16 protein-coding genes are annotated in these 18,279 nt (G+C 72.6%); 8 read left to right on the top strand and 8 right to left on the bottom strand.

Going from position 1 to position 18,279, the window contains the following annotated elements; genetic code table 11:
- Genes BM223_RS19600 through BM223_RS19580 form a run of 5 tightly spaced genes read right to left on the bottom strand, consistent with a single transcriptional unit; the run spans window position 1 to window position 7,565 of the window.
- Window positions 1–552, bottom strand: coding sequence for a GNAT family N-acetyltransferase (locus BM223_RS19600; protein ID WP_038676118.1), 552 nt, complete (start codon window positions 550–552; stop codon window positions 1–3).
- Entirely contained in the window at window positions 549–2,522 is a 1,974-nt protein-coding gene (locus BM223_RS19595) for a penicillin acylase family protein (protein ID WP_038676116.1), read from the bottom strand. Before BM223_RS19595 ends, BM223_RS19600 begins: the two co-directional genes overlap by 4 nt.
- Window positions 2,519–4,786, bottom strand: a complete 2,268-nt coding sequence (locus BM223_RS19590) for a GNAT family N-acetyltransferase (protein ID WP_038676114.1) — start codon at window positions 4,784–4,786, stop codon at window positions 2,519–2,521. Before BM223_RS19590 ends, BM223_RS19595 begins: the two co-directional genes overlap by 4 nt.
- Window positions 4,783–6,087, bottom strand: coding sequence for a lysine N(6)-hydroxylase/L-ornithine N(5)-oxygenase family protein (locus BM223_RS19585; protein WP_038676112.1), 1,305 nt, complete (start codon window positions 6,085–6,087; stop codon window positions 4,783–4,785). Before BM223_RS19585 ends, BM223_RS19590 begins: the two co-directional genes overlap by 4 nt.
- Window positions 6,084–7,565, bottom strand: a complete 1,482-nt coding sequence (locus BM223_RS19580) for a pyridoxal phosphate-dependent decarboxylase family protein (RefSeq protein WP_269465046.1) — start codon at window positions 7,563–7,565, stop codon at window positions 6,084–6,086. Before BM223_RS19580 ends, BM223_RS19585 begins: the two co-directional genes overlap by 4 nt.
- A 108-nt stretch (window positions 7,566–7,673) precedes the next feature.
- On the opposite strand from BM223_RS19580, the gene BM223_RS19575 reads away from it, so the two are divergent.
- On the top strand, window positions 7,674–8,291 hold the full coding sequence (locus BM223_RS19575) for a methyltransferase (protein WP_052138115.1): 618 nt from the start codon (window positions 7,674–7,676) through the stop codon (window positions 8,289–8,291).
- Here the strand turns inward: BM223_RS19575 and BM223_RS19570 are convergent.
- Together BM223_RS19570 and BM223_RS19565 are read right to left on the bottom strand one after the other, a co-directional pair.
- Window positions 8,288–8,647, bottom strand: coding sequence for a hypothetical protein (locus tag BM223_RS19570; RefSeq protein WP_141267652.1), 360 nt, complete (start codon window positions 8,645–8,647; stop codon window positions 8,288–8,290). The genes BM223_RS19575 and BM223_RS19570 overlap by 4 nt on opposite strands.
- Window positions 8,648–8,676: 29 nt before the next feature.
- A complete protein-coding gene (locus tag BM223_RS19565) occupies window positions 8,677–10,158 on the bottom strand; it encodes an alkaline phosphatase PhoX (RefSeq protein ID WP_038676108.1) in 1,482 nt (493 codons plus the stop codon).
- A gap of 222 nt (window positions 10,159–10,380) precedes the next feature.
- Between BM223_RS19565 and BM223_RS19560 the strand changes: the two genes are divergently transcribed.
- The 6 genes from BM223_RS19560 (at window position 10,381) to BM223_RS19535 (ending at window position 16,414) form a co-directional block, all read left to right on the top strand.
- Complete coding sequence (locus BM223_RS19560) at window positions 10,381–10,758, top strand: DUF485 domain-containing protein (RefSeq protein WP_082003499.1); 378 nt, start codon at window positions 10,381–10,383, stop codon at window positions 10,756–10,758.
- Complete coding sequence (locus BM223_RS19555) at window positions 10,758–12,386, top strand: solute symporter family protein (RefSeq protein WP_038676106.1); 1,629 nt, start codon at window positions 10,758–10,760, stop codon at window positions 12,384–12,386. The genes BM223_RS19560 and BM223_RS19555 overlap by 1 nt, the downstream gene beginning before the upstream one ends.
- Before the next feature lie 188 nt (window positions 12,387–12,574).
- Window positions 12,575–14,554: an acetate--CoA ligase gene (gene acs, locus BM223_RS19550; protein ID WP_038676104.1), complete on the top strand. Its 1,980-nt coding sequence runs from the start codon at window positions 12,575–12,577 to the stop codon at window positions 14,552–14,554.
- A gap of 8 nt (window positions 14,555–14,562) precedes the next feature.
- Window positions 14,563–14,979 carry a pyridoxamine 5'-phosphate oxidase family protein gene (locus tag BM223_RS19545; RefSeq protein ID WP_038676103.1) on the top strand — a complete coding sequence of 139 codons (417 nt, stop codon included), beginning with the start codon at window positions 14,563–14,565 and terminating at the stop codon, window positions 14,977–14,979.
- Between the two features lie 41 nt (window positions 14,980–15,020).
- On the top strand, window positions 15,021–15,617 hold the full coding sequence (locus BM223_RS19540; protein ID WP_052138114.1) for a TetR/AcrR family transcriptional regulator: 597 nt from the start codon (window positions 15,021–15,023) through the stop codon (window positions 15,615–15,617).
- Between the two features lie 29 nt (window positions 15,618–15,646).
- Window positions 15,647–16,414 carry a maleylpyruvate isomerase family mycothiol-dependent enzyme gene (locus BM223_RS19535; RefSeq protein WP_038676100.1) on the top strand — a complete coding sequence of 256 codons (768 nt, stop codon included), beginning with the start codon at window positions 15,647–15,649 and terminating at the stop codon, window positions 16,412–16,414.
- Here the strand turns inward: BM223_RS19535 and nhaA are convergent.
- Complete coding sequence (gene nhaA, locus BM223_RS19530; RefSeq protein ID WP_052138113.1) at window positions 16,345–17,754, bottom strand: Na+/H+ antiporter NhaA; 1,410 nt, start codon at window positions 17,752–17,754, stop codon at window positions 16,345–16,347. The genes BM223_RS19535 and nhaA overlap by 70 nt on opposite strands.
- Window positions 17,755–17,854: 100 nt before the next feature.
- Between nhaA and BM223_RS19525 the strand changes: the two genes are divergently transcribed.
- Complete coding sequence (locus tag BM223_RS19525) at window positions 17,855–18,256, top strand: phage holin family protein (RefSeq protein ID WP_038676098.1); 402 nt, start codon at window positions 17,855–17,857, stop codon at window positions 18,254–18,256.
- Window positions 18,257–18,279 lie beyond the last annotated feature (23 nt).

The raw sequence follows: 18,279 nt of genomic DNA, 5'->3' as shown, positions 1-18,279 counted from the left end.
TCACGGGCTCACCGGCCGCAGCCCGCGTGCCACCTCCAGCGCCCGCTCCCGGTCGAGGAAGAAGAACTGCGCGGGCTTCTCGGCGATGCTCGTGCGCAGGTCGACGAGCGGGCCGCGCGCGGCGCCGAGCCGCTCCATCAGGCCGACGGAGGCGGCGTTGCGGGCGTCGGGCTCGAACACGATCCGGAGGCAGCCCGGCAGGTGCGCGACGAAGTCCATGCCCGCGGCGATGACCTCGGGGGTGCGGCCGGCCCGGCGGTGGTCGTCGGCGAGCAGGAGGTGGACGCCGACGTCGCCGGTCCGGCGCTCGTACCACTCACCGATCTCGTCGACCGCCGGGTCGTAGGTCTGGAGCAGTCCCACGGGGTGGCCGTCGAGCTCGAACAGGTAGGCCGCGAGGTGCTCCTGCTCCGCGATGTAGGTGTAGACGTGCGCGACGTCCTCGACCGAGTGGTCGGCCATGCCCCAGAACGCCGCCCGTGGGGCGCTCACCCAGGCGTGCAGCAGCGCGGCGTCCTCGGCCGGGACGACGGGTCGGATCGTGACGCTCATCGGGGCTCCTTGACGGGGACGGTGCCGCCGGCGGCCCAGACCCCCTGCTGGTCGTGGTGGTGGGGTGACGCGGCGTCGCCCGACGCGCCGAGCGGCACCACCCAGCGGCTCGCACCGGCGAGGTCCCAGACGTAGCGGGCGACCGGTCCGTGCACGCAGGCGCCGGTGCCGCCGAGCGCGCGGGCCGCGAAGACGCAGTCGCCGTCCCCCGGTACGGCGACCGACGGGACCGGGTCGGGCGCGGCGAGGCCGAACTGCTGGTGCGGGGTCAGCGGGACGACGACGTGCCCGCTCCCCCATGGCACGGGCGCTTCCGCGCGGGTGGCGACGTCGTGGAGCGCGGCCGCGACGACCTGGAGGGCATCGACGCCGAACGGCTTGTCGGTGGCCAGGATCGCCGGCAGGCACAGGCGGAGGCGTCCGCGCAGGTCGAACCACGGCGCGAACAGCTCGCCATAGGGGGAGCCGTCGGCGCCGCGCAGCGCCGGGGCGGCGTGCAGGCCCTCGACGACCGCAGCCCGCACCGCGGCGAAGAGCGCGGCCTCGACGCTGTCGGTCGCCATCGTGCGGTCCCAGGCGAGCAGTCGCTCGCGCAGCGCGGCCGCGGGCCAGGTCAGGTCGCCGAGCGTGGCGATCGTGTCGAGGAGCGCCGCGCCGGCGTTCTGCCGGACGTCGGCCAGGACGGCCCCGGCGTCCTCGACGCTCAGCGGCCCGGTGGCGACCCGCTCCTGGAGCAGCGCCCGGATCCGGGTCGCCCGGTGCGGCGGGGCGAAGTCGGCACCCACCCGCGCGAACTCGGGGGTGGCGCGGTCGTTGGCGGTGACGAGCAGCGGGCCGACGCGGCGCGGCAGGTCGCCGACCCAGCCGGTCCAGCGGCCGCCGGCGTCGCGCTCGGGGATCCGCCCGACGACGCGGTGCTCGACGGCGCCGTGCACGTCGGCGACGACCAGGTTGTCGACCGGACCCACCCAGTGGCCGGCGAAGGCGGCCGTGACGTCGTCCGTGGTCCGCGCCCGCACCAGCGGCAGGATCGTGTCGAAGCCGAGGTCGCCGAGCACGTACGGCGGCGTGCGCAGGCTGAACGCCTCCCGCTCGTCGGGCCCGCCGATCACGACCGGTCCGCGCTCGGTGACGAGGACCTCGACCTCGTGCACGTCGTACCGGTCGGCGTCGGTGCGGACCCGGACCTGCTCGACGCGCCGGCCGACCGGCTCCCAGCCGGACGGTCCGCGCGCGATCACCCCGCCATGGCGGCGCTCGAGCTCCTCGGCAGCGATGTCCTCGTCGTCGGCGACGGCGTTGGTGATGCCCCAGGCGACGTCGCCCGCGTGGGCGAAGTGCTGCACACCGGGGACGCCGACGAAGGTGAGCCCGCTGACGTCGAAGGAGTCGTCGGGGTCGGTGCAGACGAGGCGCACCTGGGCGTAGCAGCCCGGCGCCTCGATCACCCGGTGCGGGTCGCCGGCCACGATCGGCAGCCCGCTCGCGGTGAGCGCGCCGTCGACGACGAAGGCGTTGCTGCCGCCGGGGAGACCCTCGACGCGGAACAGCTCGACCCACTCGGGACCGGCAGTCGAGGCGAGGTGACGACGCCAGAGCTTGCTCGGGAAGCCCGAGAACAGCAGGTGCTGGGCGGCGAACACGACGAGCGGCGTCCACGGCTGCCACCGGCGCTCGACGACCTCGTTGACTCCCTCGACGTAGGCGTCGACGAACGCCCGGCTCTCGGCCGACAGCGCGGCGTACGCACGCCGGGCGATGTCGGGGAGCAGCGCCCGGCGGGCCAGGACGTCCCACTCGAGCGCGGCGGCGCCGAAGACCTCGGCGCAGGTCCCCTCGCCGCGGCGGCGCTCGACGTCGAGCTGCCAGGCCCGGTCCTGAGCGGTCGCCCGGCCCTGCGCACGCGCGACGGCGAGCACGGAGTCGCCCACCACGTGGGGGATTCCGTGCTCGTCGCGGGTGATCGTCATGGCGTCACCGCGACCGGGTTGGCCAGGGTGCCGGCGAAGATCAGCGACTCCGCCTGATCCGTGAGGTCGACCATCTGAAGAGTGTTGCGCAGCTGGAGCCGGTTGAGGCAGCTGTGCCGGAACTCCGGCCGGAGCAGGTCGTAGCGCGCCGCCGCCTCGGCCAGCTCGGGGTGGTCGGCGGCGTGCTCCTCGATCGTCGCGCGCGCGATCGCCCAGAACTCGGCCTCGGGGAGCACCCCGTCGTCGTCCAGGATGGCGGCGACGAAGCGCAGCACGCCGTCGAGCACGTCGGTGTGGACGGCGAGCGCCTTGACGTCGTCGGGGAAGGTGCCGCGGATCCGCTCGACCTCGGCCGGTAGCGGCAGGTCGCCCATCACGGCGACCTCCTCGCCGATGTCCTTCATGAACGCGCCGACCGGGACGTGGTCGCGCAGCCGCAGCAGCAGGTTCTCGCCGTGCGGCATGAACGCCAGGTCGTAGGCGTGCAGGCAGTGCACGAGCGGGCGCAGGTAGGCGCGGAGGTAGGCCCGCACCCACGTCGCCGCATCCACCGGGGACGCCTTGATCCACGCGGTGACGAGCGCGTCGCCGTCGGCATCGCGGTGCAGCAGCGCGGCCATCGTCGTGAGCTGCTCGCCCGGAGGCGTGCGCGGCACCGGGCTCTCGCGCCACAGCGCGGCGATCATCTTCCGGTACGGCGACGGCTCGGCCGTGCGGTGGAAGGCGTCGCCGGTGTAGCCGACGGCCGCGACCTCGCGCAGCACCTCGAACCCGCAGCCGCGCAGCTCGTCGTCGGCGTGCACGACGGAGGCGACCCAGTCGTTGATCGCCGGCGTCGCCGCCATGTAGGCCGGGGAGAGCCCGCGCACGAAGCCCATGTTCTGGATCGCGAGCGCGGTCTTCACGTAGTGCCGCTCGGGCCGGCTGCCGTTGAAGAACGTCCGGATCGACTGCTGCGGGTGGTGGTCGTCGTCCCCCTCGCCGAGGTGGACGAGGTCGCGCCGGGCGACGTCGGGCGCGAAGGTGATCGCCAGCTTGTGCTGCCACTGCCACGGGTGCACCGGCAGGTAGAGGTAGTCGGACGGGTCGAGCCCGAGCACCTGCAGCCGCCGCGCGAAGCGGCCGCGGACCTCGGGCGCCAGCTCTCCGTCGTAGAGCGCCTGCTCGGTGCCGTCGGCGGCGAGGGAGAGCCGGCTGAGGTCGCGGCGAGCGGCGACCCAGTGCAGCCGGACCGGGGCGCCGGTCTCGGGCGCGTACGCGCGGTAGTCGTCGAGACCGAACCCGATCCGCCCGTTGTTGGCGACGAACGCGGGGTGTCCCTCGGTCATCGCCGACTCGATCTCCTGGTAGCCCGCGTCGACCAGCCGGGCGACCGGCACCCGCCGGTGGCGCAGCTTCCAGGCGCCCGCGGCCAGCGTCGCCGCGATCTCCTCGAGGTAGGTCGGCAGCAGCTGGTCGGGGATCCCCAGCGTGGGCGCCAGCTCGGCGATCAGCTCCTGCGCGTCGGGCGCCGCCGGGACGCCGTCGCGGACGCGCTCGATCGACCCTGGGTCGACGACCCAGTGGTCGAGCAGGTGCCGCCGTGCCGTGAACGCGTACGACGACGGGCCGGCCACCACCCGCCAGCGCTCCTCGCCCGGCACCGGCGAGGGCGCGACGAGACGCTCGTGGGTGAGCTCGCCCAGGGCCTTGGCGACGAGGTGCCGCTGGGCCCGGTCCATCAGGTCCGGGGTGAGGTGGTCGGCGCCGGTCGCGGCAGCGAACGCCGCCCGGGTGCAGGCCGAGAGCATCGCGGTCTTGGCCTCCAGCGGGACCTCGCGCAGCTCGACGAAGCCGGCGGCGGCGTTCTTGGCGCGGATCGCCGCGTTGCGGACGTCGGGCTCGACGACGACCCGGCGCACCGACGGGTCGGCGAAGCAGTGCGCCATCACTGCGGTGAAGACGCGCGTGGTGAGGCCTGGCTCGGGCTGCCCGACGGGGGGTGCGACGAGGACGTGCATGCCCAGGTCCCCGTCGGCGATCTCGGGCAGCCCGGCCAGGGGCGAGTGGGCCGGGTCGTAGGTCTCGGCGAGGAACGTGGGACGTCCGTCGACCCGGCCCAGCCAGGCGTGGTGATGGGGGTTCGCCACGATGCCGTCGTACTCGTCGCGGACGTCGGCACGGCTCGCGCCCTGCATCATCCAGTAGACCGAGCGCGGGTGGGTGACCCAGGCGTGCAGCACGTCGAGGTCGCGCTCGACGTCGAGCGGCTCGATCGTGATCACGACACGCTCCTCAGGTGGTCGGGGACGCCGAACGTCTGGACGGCGATCCGCTTCTCGACCGGGTAGACCTCGCGGCCGAGCATCGCGGCGAGGATCACCGAGTTGCGGTAGGCCCCCATGCCGAGGTCGGGCGCGAGCAGCGAGTGCGTGTGCTCCTCGGCGTTCTGGACGAAGATCTCGCCCCCGTGGACGTCGACCGAGTAGTCGCCGGCGACGTCGTAGCGGCCGCGCTCGTCGTACCTGATCCGGTCGCGGACGCCGTCGAGGAAGGCCGGCTGGGAGGGCGCGTAGCCGGTCGCCAGCACCAGCCCGCCGGTGCGCAGGCCGAAGGCCTCGCCGGTCTCGACGTGGAGCAGGTCGAGCTCGCTCGCGCCACCCCCGAGCGGGCGCGCGCCGCGCACCTCGGTGTTGGTGAGCAGGGTCGTGCGCGGGCCGGCCCCGGTGACCCGCTGCTGGTAGTGCAGGTCGAAGATCGCGTCGACCAGGTCACCGCTGATCCCCTTGAACAGGTGGCGCTGCTCGCGGGCCAGCCGGTCGCGGGTGTCGAGCGGCAGCGCGCGGTGGTACTCGCCGTACTCGGGCGAGGTCATCTCGAGGGTGAGCTTGGTGTACTCCATCGGGAAGAACCGCGGGCTGCGCGTCAGCCAGACCAGCTCGTAGCCGTGGTCGGGCGCCTCGGCCAGCAGGTCCTGGTAGATCTCGGCCGCGCTCTGTCCGCTGCCGACGATCGTGATCGTGTCCTGCTGCTGCAGCGCCGCCTTGTGCGCGAGGTAGTCGGCCGAGTGGGTGACCGTGCCGCCGCCGTGGTGCAGCAGCGGGCGCAGCGGCTCGGGCACCCGCGGCGCCGTGCCGATGCCGAGCACGAGCCGGCGGGTGCGGAACGCGGCCCCCGTGCCGGTGCTCACGACGTACGCCGCGCCGTCGTGCTCGACGCCGGTCACCTGCTCGCCGTACCGGACGCCGTCGAGGCGGTCGGCGGCCCAGCGGCAGTAGTCGTCGTACTCGCGGCGGAGGGGGTAGAAGCTCTCGCGGATGTAGAACGGGTAGAGGTTGCCGGTCTCCTTGAGGAAGCTGAGGAACGACCAGCGCGAGGTGGGATCGGCCATGGTGACGAGGTCCGCGAGGAACGGGACCTGCAGGGTCGCGTCGTCGAGGAGCATGCCGGGGTGCCAGTCGAAGCGGTCGCGGGCCTCGAGGAAGACGCCGTCGAGGTCGTCGCTGCCGCGCAGCGGGTCGGCGAGGCAGGCCAGGCCGAGGTTGAAGGGGCCCAGGCCGATGCCGACGAAGTCGTGGGTGATCATCGCGCCACCTCCAGCGCCGGGCGGGCCTCGGGCGCGAGCCGGGCCTCCGGTGCGAGGCGGGCGCCGGTGGCGCGGACCAGGTCGAGGACCGCGGTGATGTCGGCGAGCGTCGCCATCGGGTTGAGCAGCGTCAGCTTGAGGTGCTGCACGCCGTCGACCTTCGTCGCGGCCACCATCGCCCGGCCCGAGGCGTAGAGCGACTCGCGGATCGCGTTGTTGAGCGCGGCGCTCCGCTGCTCGTCGAGCGCGGGACCGGGCGGGACGTAGCGGAACACGAGCGTGCTCAGCTCGGGCGCGGCGGCGAACTCCAGGTCCGCGGCGTCGCGGTGCGCCTCGTGGACGGCGGTCGCCAGGTCGACCACCGCGTCGACGTACTCGCCGATGAGCCGTGGACCCATCGTCCGCAGCGTCACCCAGAGCTTGAGCGCGTCGAAGCGGCGGGTGGTCTGCAGGCTCTTGTCGACCTGGTTGGGGTTGGTCGCCTCCCGCGGGTTGAGGTAGTCGGCGTGCCAGGTCGCCGGGCGCAGCGTCGCCCGGTCGCGCACGATGATCGCGCTCGAGGACACCGGCTGGAAGAAGGTCTTGTGGAAGTCGACGGTCACCGAGTCGGCCCGCTCGATCCCCTGCAGCCGCCCGCGCCGGGTCGGCGAGACGAGCAGGCCACCGCCGTACGCGGCGTCGACGTGGAACCACGCGTCGTACGCGAGGGCCAGGTCGGCGACGGCCTCGAGCGGGTCGATCGCGCCGAAGTCCGTCGTCCCGGCGGTGGCGACGATCGCCATCGGTCGCAGGCCCAGCGCGGTGCACGCCGCGAGCGAGCGCTCCAGCGCGACCGGGTCGAGCCGGTGCCGCTCGTCGGTCGGGACGCTCACCACCGACTCGTCTCCGAGGCCCAGCAGCCGCGCGGACTTCTGCACCGAGAAGTGGCTCTCGGCGGACGCCAGGATCCGCAGCCGCTCGGCCGGCACCCGCTCGAGGCGGCCACGGGCGAGCAGCAGGCCCTGGAGGTTCGACTGGCTGCCGCCGCTGGTGAACACGCCGTCGGGGTCGGCGCCCTCGCCGTACCCGATGCGCTCGGCGGTCCACTCGATCAGCCGGCGCTCGATGAAGGTGCCGCCGACGCTCTGGTCGAACGTGTCCATCGAGCTGTTGACCGAGGCCACGAACAGCTCGGCCAGCAGCGCCGGCACGACGACCGGGCAATTGAGGTGCGCGGCGTACGACGGCTCGTGGAACCACACCGCGTCGTCCAGCCAGAGCCGCGACATCTCGTCGAGGACCGCTCCGGTGTCGGCGAGCGGCCGGTCGAGGTCGACCTCCGCCACCCGCGCGGCGGCCTGGTCGGGGCTCGCCCCGGTCGCCGGCCCGGCCACCCCCTTGAGGTGGCGCAGCAGGTGGTCGAGGCCCTCGCCGAGGGTGGCGGCATAGTGGTCGGCGTGGCCGGGGTGGAAGACGTGGTGCAGCGGGAGCTGAGGCACGACAGGCTCTCCTAGTCCGAGATCAGGTAAGCCTTACCTAAGCAGGCTTGACCCTCGGCTGTCATCCCCAGGGCGGGTGCGGAGCGTCACAACGGGTAGCACCACCCCATGTCGCGGATCATGGCGTTCGGCCCTCTTGCCATCGAGTACGACGAGACCGTGCTGCGCCCGCGCCGCTGGACCGTCGCCCAGGGCCGTTGGGCCGCCACCCTCCTGCCCGCCCTCCCCCCAGGACCCGTCCTCGAGCTCTGCGCCGGCGCCGGCCAGATCGGCCTCCTCGCCGTCCACGGCACCCGCCGCACCCTCGTCGCCGTCGACGCCAGCCCCACCGCCTGCGCCTGGGCCCGCCACAACGCCGCCAGCAACGGCCTGCGGGCCGACGTGCGCGAGACGTCCCTGAGCGACGCCCTCCAGCCCGACGAGAGCTTCCCCCTCGTCATCGCCGACCCGCCCTGGGTCCCCCACGACGACATCGGCCGCCACCCCGACGACCCGGTCACCGCCATCGACGGCGGCCCCGACGGCCTCGACGTCGCCCGTCAGTGCGTCGACCTCGCCGCCGCCCACCTCGCCCCCGGCGGCTCCGTGCTCCTCCAGCTCGGCACGAACGAGCAGGCCGACCGGCTCGGGCAGGCCTGGGGACGCGTCGGCCTCACCGAGCACAGCCGGTATGTCGTGCCCGGGCGCGGGGTCGTCGTGCACCTGCGGGCGGCGCGGCCCGCCTAGCGGACGAGCTCGTCCTCGACGACGTCCTCACCGGGGCCGGTCACGGCGTCCCGCGGGATGTCGTAGCGGTCGCAGAACGCCGCAGGGTCCAGGCCGAGAAGGGCGGTGCGCAGCTCGAGCATCCGCTCGGAGGTCCGGCGCTCGCCGGCCTCGGTGAAGCTCGCGAGGACCGTGTCGTCGTCCCGGCGGACGACCTCGATGAGCGCGCGCGGGTTGGCCTCGTAGAAGGAGAAGCCGAACGGCACGAGGCCCGTCACGAAGTCCACGAAGCCGATCCGGGTCAGCTGCCACCTGGTGAGGGGCACCTGGTCGAACCGGAGCACGAACCAGCGAGCGGCCACCTGTTCCGGGTCCATCGCCCGAGCCTACGGCCCGGCCGGACGGCTCAGCCCAGGTACTTCTCCCACGGCCCCGTGATCGCGAACGTCAGCCCCGGCGTCTGCATGTTCACGAACAGCACCTTGCCGTCGTCCGAGAACGTGGGCCCGGTGAACTCCGAGTCGTTGAGCGCGTTGCGCGCGATCGCCTGCGTCGGCCCGTACGGCGACGAGGACAGCACGTGCGAGGCGCCGTTGCCGTCCTCGGCGAGGACGAGCGTGCCCCAGGGGGTGAGCGTGACGTTGTCGGGGCCGTCGAACGTGAGGTCGTCGTAGCGGGCGGCGGCGCCGGAGGAGGCCGTCTTCTGGTGGGGGAAGTAGGCGACGAGCTGGATGGTCTCGGCCTCGTAGTCGTAGAACCAGACCATGCCGTCGTGCGGGACGGCGTCCGCGGGCAGGTCGCCGTCGGAGAAGGCGTAGGAGTTCACGACGTAGCAGCCGCGCTCGTTGCCCCACACGCCCTCGAACTTCTTGCCGCGGGTCACCTCGCCCGTGGCCGCGAACTGCTTGCGGCAGGAGGTGGTCCGCGCGTCGCGGTCGGGGACGGCCTTCCAGCGGACCGGGAAGGGGAGGCCGAGCTGGGCGGAGGTCAGGTGGGCGACATCGGGGAGGACGGAGCCGTCGGGCATGAGGATCTGCATGGCCTCGAGGACACCGGCGTCGTCGGCGAGGCGGTCGGCGAGACCGGGGCCGAGCTTGGTGCCGCGCGGGGCGGTCCAACGGTAGAAGAGGCCGTTGGGGCCGGAGGCGTCCTCGGACAGGAAGATGTGCTTGTTCTCCTGGTCGACGGCGAGCGCCTCGTGGGCGTAGCGGCCGAGCGCCTTGATCGGCTTCGGGAGGACCCGGCCGTCGTGGAAGACCTCGAAGACGTAGCCGTGGTCCTTGGCGTAGGTGCCGCTCTTGCCGTTGCCGCTCCAGGCCTTGCCGGCACGGTCCTCGGTCTCCTCGCAGGTCAGCCAGGTGCCCCACGGGGTCGGGCCACCGGCGCAGTTGGTCGAGGTGCCGGAGATGGCGACGTGCTCGCCGAGGTTGCGGCCGCGGCTGTCGGTCTCGATGACGGTGCAGCCGCCCGCGTCGACCGCGCCCTCGTCGTACACGGTGCCGCGCAGGTGGGGCACGCCGAGCGACGAGCCGGCCTTGAGCTCGTGGTTCTGGATGAGGCGGTAGCGGCCCCGGCCGACGGTGAACGCGGCGGTGCCGTCGTGGGCGTTGGGGGTGAGGCCGCCGTCCTCGAGGCGGGTCACGCCGGCCCGGGTGACGACGGTGTAGGTGAAGCCGGCGGGCAGCGCGAGCAGGCCCGCGGGGTCGTCGACGAGCGGCGGGAAGGGCGTGACGGCACGGTCGGGACGGCCGTGGCCGTGGCCGTGCCCGTTGCCGGGGCCGCGGTGGCCGGGCGTGGCGGAGGCGAGGGACGGCACGGCGCCGGTGACGGCCAGGCCGACTCCGGCAGCGGCACCGCCGGCGATCATCGTGCGACGGGTTGCAGACATGGCGAACAGGCAAGCCGCCCGCGGTGGCGGCACCGCGAGCGCCCGTCGTCGTCCAGGTGAACGACGGCCGACCGTTCGTCGCGCCGGACCGACCGCTCGCCGACTGCTCGACCCCGCTCGGCGCGCAGCCGGACCGGACCCCTGCCGGGGTGACCGGGGTCACTCCTAGCGTCGGAGACGTCCGTGACCGCGGTCACATGCACCCACCCGAGGAGGTACGCCGTGACGTCCGACATCTCGCCGCACGACGTGGCCGCACGCCACGATCCCGTGTACGACGAGCTCCACGCCGCACCGGAGTTCGCCGAGCTCAAGCGGCGCTACCGCAGCTTCGTCTTCCCGGCCACGATCGCCTTCCTGGCCTGGTACCTGCTCTACGTCGCTCTCTCCAACTGGGGCGGCGACTTCATGAGCAAGCAGGTCGTCGGCAACATCAACGTGGCGCTCGTCTTCGGGCTGCTGCAGTTCGTGACGACGTTCGCCATCGCGTGGCTCTACAGCCGCTACTCCACCAGCCGGCTCGACCCGCTGGCCCGCACCCTCGACGAGCGGTTCGTCGAGCTCGCCGGCAAGGCCTCCGACGGGCGGAGTGACCACTGATGGACCACCAGGCACTCACCGCGATCCTCTTCCTCTCGGTCGTCGCGCTCACCCTCTTCATCACGATCCGGGCGAGCCGGCAGACCAGCGGCACCGCGGACTTCTACGCCGGCGGACGCTCGTTCTCGGGCTTCCAGAACGGCCTCGCGATCGGCGGCGACTACATGTCGGCCGCCTCCTTCCTCGGCATCTCGGGCGCCATCGCGCTCTCCGGGTACGACGGCTTCCTCTACTCGATCGGCTTCCTCGTCGCCTGGCTCGTCGCGCTGCTGCTCGTGGCCGAGATGCTGCGCAACTCCGGCAAGTTCACGATGGCCGACCAGCTGGCCTACCGGATGCGCCAGCGCCCCGTCCGGACGGCGGCCGCGGCGTCCACGGTCACCGTGTCGATCTTCTACCTGCTGGCCCAGATGGTCGGTGCGGGCAGCCTCGTCGTCCTGCTGCTCGGCATCGACAAGGAGAACACCCTCGCCGTCAGCGCGGTCATCGCCGGCGTCGGCGCGCTGATGATCGTCTACGTCACGGTCGGCGGCATGAAGGGCACCACCTGGGTGCAGATCGTCAAGGCCGTCCTGCTGATGGTCGGCTCGGCCGTGATCGTCGTCCTGGTGCTCGCGAAGTTCGACTTCAACCTCTCCGAGCTGCTCGGCGCCGCGGCGTCCAACTCGGGCAAGGAGGGCTTCCTCGAGCCCGGCCTGAAGTACGGCATCGACGCCACCCACAAGCTCGACTTCCTCAGCCTCGGCATCGCGCTCGTGCTCGGTACCGCCGGCCTGCCGCACATCCTGGTCCGCTTCTACACGGTGCCGACCTCGCGCGACGCCCGGAAGTCGGTGCTCTGGGCGATCGGCCTGATCGGGGTCTTCTACCTGTTCACGCTGGTCCTCGGCTTCGGTGCCGCGGCGCTGCTCGACACCGGCAAGGAGAGCGCGGTCGCGACCAGCAGCGGCAACCTGGCCTCACCCCTGCTCGCCGAGGCGGTCGGCGGTGGCGCGGGCTCGACCGGAGGCGCGATCCTGCTCGCGGTGATCTCGGCGGTCGCCTTCGCGACGATCCTCGCGGTCGTCGCCGGGCTCACCCTGACGTCGTCCACCTCGGTCGCGCACGACATCTACAACTCGGTGATCCGCAAGGGGAAGGCCACCGAGAAGGAGGAGATCCGGGTGACGCGGTACGCCGCGGCCGGCCTCGGCATCGTCTCGATCCTCCTCGCCATCCCGGCGCGCAACCTCAACATCGCGTTCCTGGTGGCCCTGGCCTTCGCGGTCGCGGCGTCGGCGAACCTGCCGGCGATCGTCTACAACATGTTCTGGCGGCGCTTCAACACCCGCGGCGCCACCTGGAGCATCTACGGCGGCCTCATCTCCTGCGTGACGCTGGTGTTCTTCTCGCCCGTCGTCTCCGGCAAGCTGAACGCCGACGGCTCCAACGCCGCGCTCTTCCCGGCCGGCGTGGACTTCCACTGGTTCCCGCTCGAGAACCCCGGCCTGGTCTCGATCCCGCTCGGCTTCTTCTTCGGCTGGCTCGGGACCGTGACGTCCAAGGAGCCCGCCGCCGAGGAGCGCTTCACCGAGCTCGAGGTCCGCGCGCTCACCGGTGCGGGCGCGGAGCGGGCCGTGACGCACTGAGCGCTTGTAACTCAGTGTTCAGTCATCTACCCGGGTGCTGTGGCTGGTCACAGCACCCGGGTAGTGCTCTGAACACTGAGTTACAAGCCCGCACGAGCAACCCACATGCAACCCCTTGTCGGCACACTGACGCCGACCCCTAATGTGATCAGAGCCACCCCGCTTCCCGAACGTCGAAAGGCACGACCGTGAGTGACACCGAGGAGACCCTGGCGAACCTGCTGCGGGAGGACCGTCGGTTCGAGCCGCCGGCCGACCTCGCCGCCGCCGCCAACGTCAAGGCCGACGCGTACGACGCCGCGCGCACCGACCGCGACGCCTTCTGGGCCGAGCAGGCCGAGCGGCTGACCTGGGCCACCAAGTGGGACCAGGTCCTCGACTGGTCGAACGCACCGTTCGCGAAGTGGTTCGTCGGCGGCACCCTCAACGCCTCCTACAACTGCGTCGACCGCCACGTCGAGGCCGGTCGCGGCGACAAGGTCGCGATCCACTGGGTGGGCGAGCCCGAGGGTGACACGCGGGACATCACCTACGCCCAGCTCAAGGACGAGGTCTCCCAGGCCGCCAACGCGCTGACCGCCCTCGGCGTCGGCACCGGTGACCGGGTCGCGATCTACATGCCGATGATCCCCGAGGCGATCGTCGCGATGCTCGCCTGCGCCCGGATCGGCGCGCCCCACACGGTCGTGTTCGGCGGGTTCTCCGCCGATGCCCTCGCGAGCAGGATCGACGACTGCCAGGCCAAGGTCGTCATCACCTCCGACGGCGGCTACCGGCGCGGCGCCCCCTCGGCCCTCAAGCCCGCCGTCGACGAGGCCCGCACCAAGACCGACAAGATCGAGAAGGTCCTCGTCGTCCGCCGCACCGGTCAGGACCTCGGCGAGAACGGCTGGGACGACGACGTCGACGTCTGGTGGCACGACGCCGTCGGTGGCGCGTCGACCGAGCACACCCCCGAGGCGTTCGACTCCGAGCACCCGCTCTACGTCATGTACACCTCGGGGACGACGGGCAAGCCCAAGGGCATCCTGCACACCACCGGCGGCTACCTGACCGGCGCGTCCTACACCCACCACGCCGTCTTCGACCTCAAGCCCGAGACCGACGTCTACTGGTGCACCGCCGACATCGGCTGGGTCACCGGGCACTCCTACATCGTCTACGGGCCGCTCGCCAACGGCGTCACGCAGGTGCTCTACGAGGGCACGCCCGACTCCCCCGAGCCCGGCCGCTGGTGGAAGATCATCGCCGACTACAAGGTCTCGCTGTTCTACACCGCCCCCACGGCGATCCGCTCCTTCATGAAGCAGGGCCGCGAGGTCCCCGACCGCCACGACATGTCCTCGCTGCGGATCCTCGGCTCCGTCGGTGAGCCGATCAACCCCGAGGCCTACGTCTGGTACCGCCACGTCATCGGCGGCGACCGCACGCCGGTCGTCGACACCTGGTGGCAGACCGAGACCGGCGCGGTGATGATCTCCCCCCTGCCCGGCGTCACCTCCGGCAAGCCCGGCTCCGCGATGACCCCCATCCCCGGCATCGGGGCCGACGTCGTCGACGACGACGGCAACCCGGTGCCCAACGGCTCGGGCGGCTACCTCGTCGTCACCTCGCCGTGGCCCTCGATGCTGCGCACCCTGTGGGGCGACGACGACCGCTACGTCGACACCTACTGGTCGCGGTTCAAGCAGCAGGGCTACTACTTCGCCGGCGACGGCGCCAAGAAGGACGAGGACGGCGACATCTGGGTCCTGGGCCGCGTCGACGACGTCATGAACGTCTCGGGCCACCGCCTCTCGACCACCGAGATCGAGTCCGCCCTGGTCTCGCACCCCAAGGTCGCCGAGTCCGCCGTGGTCGGCGCCTCCGACCCCGACACCGGGCAGGCCGTGGTCGCCTACGTCATCCTGCGCGACGAGGCCGGCGACGGCGGCCCCGACATCATCAAGGAGCTCTCCGACCACGTCCGCAGCCAGATCGGGCCGATCGCCAAGCCGCGCCAGATCATGATCGTCCCCGAGCTGCCCAAGACCCGCTCGGGCAAGATCATGCGCCGGCTGCTGCGCGACGTCGCCGAGGGCCGCGCCGTCGGGGACACGCAGACGCTTGCGGACGCCTCGATCATGGACCTCATCTCGGCCGGTCAGGCCACGTCGACGGAGGACTGACCCACCCCATGCCGAGCTGGCAGCCCGATTGGTCGGCGGTCCCCGCACCGCTGGCCGACTTCTGGACCGAGTACCACCTCTGCACGCTGAGCACCCTCGACCGGGACGGCGCCCCGCACGCCGTCCCGGTCGGGGCCACGCTCGACGTCGAGCAGCAGTGCGCCTGGGTGATCACCCGGCGCGGCTCGCAGAAGGTGCGCAACCTCCTGCGCGACCCCCGGCTGAGCATCACCCAGGTCGACCGCGGCCGGTGGGCCTCGATCGTCGGCACCGGCGAGGTGCTCGAGGACGACGAGTCGGTCGCCCGGGCCTGCGCGATGTACGCCGCCCGGTACCGCCCGCCGACGCCCAACCCGGAGCGGGTCGCCGTCCGGGTCGCGGTGGCCCGGATCCGCGGCTCGGCCCAGGTGCTGGCCTCGGAGTGAGCCGTTGACAGGAGCGCCTCGGCGGGCGCATTCTCCTAACCATGGTAGGCAATCCGACGCGCAATAGGATTGTCGAACGACGTGCGGCGACCCGCCGGGAGATCCTCGACGCGGCGTGGGCACAGGCGCGCGAGGTCGGCATCGCCAGCATCACGCTGCGCGACATCGCCCGCAGCGTGGGCATGCAGCCACCCTCGCTCTACTCGCACTTCGACTCCAAGAACGCCGTCTACGACGCCATGTACGGCGAGGCGTGGGCCGGCTACGAGGCCCACGCCGCCACCGCGCTGGCGCCCCTGCCGGACCGTCCGCGCGCGGCGGTGCAGCGGATCGGCCGGGTGTTCTTCGACTTCGCGGCGGCCGACCTGGCCCGCCACCAGCTGATGAACCAGCGCACGATCCCCGGGTTCGAGCCCTCGCCGGAGACCTACGCGATCGCGGTCCGGGTGCTCGACCGGGCGATCGAGGTGCTGGCCACGCTCGGCGTCACCGAGCGGGCCGACATCGACATCTGGCTGGCGCTCGTCGGCGGGCTCGTCGACCAGCAGCACGCCAACGACCCGGGTGGTGACCGCTACGCGCGGCTGCTCGAACGGGCCATCGACATGTGGGCGGACGCCGTCGGCGTACCGGCCTGAGGCAGCACCTGTCCGGAACGAGCACCACCATGACCACCTCGACCACCACCGGCGCGGTGCGCCGGTCCGCGCTGGACCGGCGCACCGCGATGACCCTCGCCGCGGAGGAGTACCGCCGCTTCGCGGCCGCGCTCGAGCGGCTCGACGCGGCCGACTGGGAGCGGCCCACCGACTGCCCGGCCTGGGACGTGCGCCAGGTCGCCGCCCATGTCGTCGGCATGGAGGCGATGGCCGCCGGGATCCGCGAGGGGGCCCGCCAGCGGCGGGTCGCCACCGCGGACGCCGCGGCGAGCGGCGTCGCCTTCATCGACGCGCTCACCGACCTCCAGGTCCGCGAGCGCGCCGGCCACGACCCGGCCCGGCTGGCCGCCGAGGCGCGCGCCCTCGCCCCGCGGGCCGCGCGCGGGCGGCGGCTGACCCCCTTCGTCGTCCGCAGGATGCGGATGCCCGTGCCCCAGGTGGTCGGCGGGGTCGCCGAGGTCTGGACGCTCGGCTACCTGGTCGACGTGATCCTGACCCGGGACACGTGGATGCACCGGGTCGACATCGCCACCGCGACCGGTACGCCGCTCGATCCGACCGCCGGCCACGACGGCCGGATCGTCGCCGACGTCGTCGCCGAGTGGGCCGGGCGGCACCGGACGCCGTACCGGCTGACGCTGACCGGGCCGGCCGGCGGCACCTGGCACGCCGGCACCGACGGACCCGAGGTCGAGCTCGACGCCGTTCAGTTCTGCCGGGTGCTCTCGGGCCGGGGCTCCGGTGCGGGGCTGCTCGCGACCGCGGTGCCCTTCTGACGCGAGGCGAGCAGCAGCAACCCGACACCGACGGCGGCCGCGACCACCGACGCGACCAGGATGCCGACCTTGGCGTCGTCGGTCAGCACCGGCGAGTCGGGGAACGACAGACCGGCGATGAAGAGCGACACGGTGAAGCCGATGCCGGCGACCGCGCCGACGCCGACGACCTGCGCCCAGCTGGTGCCCTCGGGCATCCGGGCGATGCCGACCTTGACGGCGACGAAGCAGGCGAGCGCGATGCCGATGGGCTTGCCGAGGACCAGGCCGGCACCGATGCCGAGGCCGACGGTCGAGGTGAGGGCGTCACCCAGGACGCCGCCGCCGAGCGCGACGCCGGCGTTGGCGAGCGCGAACACCGGCAGGACGACGTACGACGAGAGCGGGTGCAGGCGCGTCTGGAGGCGCTCGACCATCGGCACGGACTCACCGATGAGGAAGCGCAGCCGGCGCAGCTCGTCGGCGTCCAGCTCGTTGTCGCGCAGGCCCTCGACGGCGTAGTCGGTCGCGACCTCGGGTCGCAGCAGGGCGCCGGCGGGGGTGAGCAGGCCGATGGCGACGCCGGCCAACGTCGCGTGGACGCCGGACTCGAGCAGCGCGAACCACGCGGCGATGCCGATCACGACGTACACGGGGACGGCCCACACGCGCAGCGCGCGCAGCACCGCCATCAGCGCGATCAGGGCGACGGCGACGGCGAGCCAGGTGAAGGAGAGGTCGGCCGTGTAGAACACGGCGATCACCACGATGGCGCCGATGTCGTCGACGATCGCGAGGGTGAGCAGGAACAGGCGCGCGGCCGACGGGATGCGGCGTCCGAGCAGGCCCAGGACGCCGACCGCGAAGGCGATGTCGGTGGCCATCGGGATGCCCCACCCGGCGCCCGTCTCGGGACCGCCGGCGATCGCGACGTAGATCAGCGCGGGCACGGCCATGCCCCCCACGGCCGCGACGATCGGCAGCGCGGCCGTGCGCGGGTCGCGGAGGTCGCCGTGGACCATCTCGTGCTTGATCTCGAGGCCGACGACGAAGAAGAAGATGGTCATCAGGCCGTCGTTGACCCAGTGCTGGAGCGACTCCTCGATCCGCCAGCTGCCGATCTCGAGCGCGATGGGGGTGTGCCAGAAGTGGTCGTAGCCCTCGGCCCAGCCGTGGAACGGCAGGTTCACCCACAGCAGCGCGGCGATGGTGGCCAGGAGCAGCAGCACCGAGCCCGCGGACTCGATGCGCAGGAACTCGCGCACGGGGCGGCCGACGTACTTGGCCAGCGGCTTGTCGCTCGCCGTCCAGACCGGCCCTTGGCGCCAGAGGTCGTCGGAGGGGGGCGGAGATGCGGGCACGAGTGGCTCCTGGCGTCAGGTGGGTAGGGGCGTACACATGCCGACCAGACTTCCCGGCTCACCTGTGCTCGACCCTACCGCTATCGGTAAGGTCGGCCGCATGGCCATCGAACCGCTCCGCGAAGAGCCGACCATCGGGCGCCTCATCAAGGACGCGCAGACCGACTTCTCCACGATCATGCGCAAGGAGATCCAGCTCGCCAAGGCGGAGCTGAAGGTCAGCGTGACGGCCGGCGGCGTCGGCCTGGGCCTGGTCGCGGCCGCGGGCTTCCTGCTGGTGCTCGCGGTGATCATGCTCTCGGTGGCGATCGCCTACTTCATCCACTGGAACGGCCACGGGCTGAGCCTGCACTGGGCCTTCCTCATCGTCTTCGGCTTCTACGTGCTGCTCGCGGCGCTGCTGGTGTTCCTCGCGGTGCGCAGCTTCAAGAAGGTCAAGGCACCCGAGCGCGCCATCGAGCAGGGCCGCGAGATCCCGCGCGCCCTCAAGGGCCAGGCCTGACGCGAGGAGTGTGAGGAGGGCCG

Source organism: Pimelobacter simplex (assembly GCF_900114845.1).
In the GTDB taxonomy this organism is placed as follows: Bacteria; Actinomycetota; Actinomycetes; order Propionibacteriales; family Nocardioidaceae; genus Nocardioides; species Nocardioides simplex.
Note: the sequence above shows the minus strand (reverse complement) of the source record. Positions and strands in the feature narration are given on the sequence as shown.

Coding starts and splice junctions, on each gene's coding strand:
- BM223_RS19535 (WP_038676100.1), top strand. CDS start 15,647: ATGACCACCTCGACCACCACCGGCGCGGTGCGCCGGTCCGCGCTGGAC.
- BM223_RS19570 (WP_141267652.1), bottom strand. CDS start 8,647: ATGGACCCGGAACAGGTGGCCGCTCGCTGGTTCGTGCTCCGGTTCGAC.
- BM223_RS19545 (WP_038676103.1), top strand. CDS start 14,563: ATGCCGAGCTGGCAGCCCGATTGGTCGGCGGTCCCCGCACCGCTGGCC.
- BM223_RS19585 (WP_038676112.1), bottom strand. CDS start 6,087: ATGATCACCCACGACTTCGTCGGCATCGGCCTGGGCCCCTTCAACCTC.
- BM223_RS19565 (WP_038676108.1), bottom strand. CDS start 10,158: ATGTCTGCAACCCGTCGCACGATGATCGCCGGCGGTGCCGCTGCCGGA.
- BM223_RS19525 (WP_038676098.1), top strand. CDS start 17,855: ATGGCCATCGAACCGCTCCGCGAAGAGCCGACCATCGGGCGCCTCATC.
- BM223_RS19555 (WP_038676106.1), top strand. CDS start 10,758: ATGGACCACCAGGCACTCACCGCGATCCTCTTCCTCTCGGTCGTCGCG.
- BM223_RS19595 (WP_038676116.1), bottom strand. CDS start 2,522: ATGACGATCACCCGCGACGAGCACGGAATCCCCCACGTGGTGGGCGAC.
- BM223_RS19540 (WP_052138114.1), top strand. CDS start 15,021: ATGGTAGGCAATCCGACGCGCAATAGGATTGTCGAACGACGTGCGGCG.
- BM223_RS19600 (WP_038676118.1), bottom strand. CDS start 552: ATGAGCGTCACGATCCGACCCGTCGTCCCGGCCGAGGACGCCGCGCTG.
- BM223_RS19575 (WP_052138115.1), top strand. CDS start 7,674: ATGTCGCGGATCATGGCGTTCGGCCCTCTTGCCATCGAGTACGACGAG.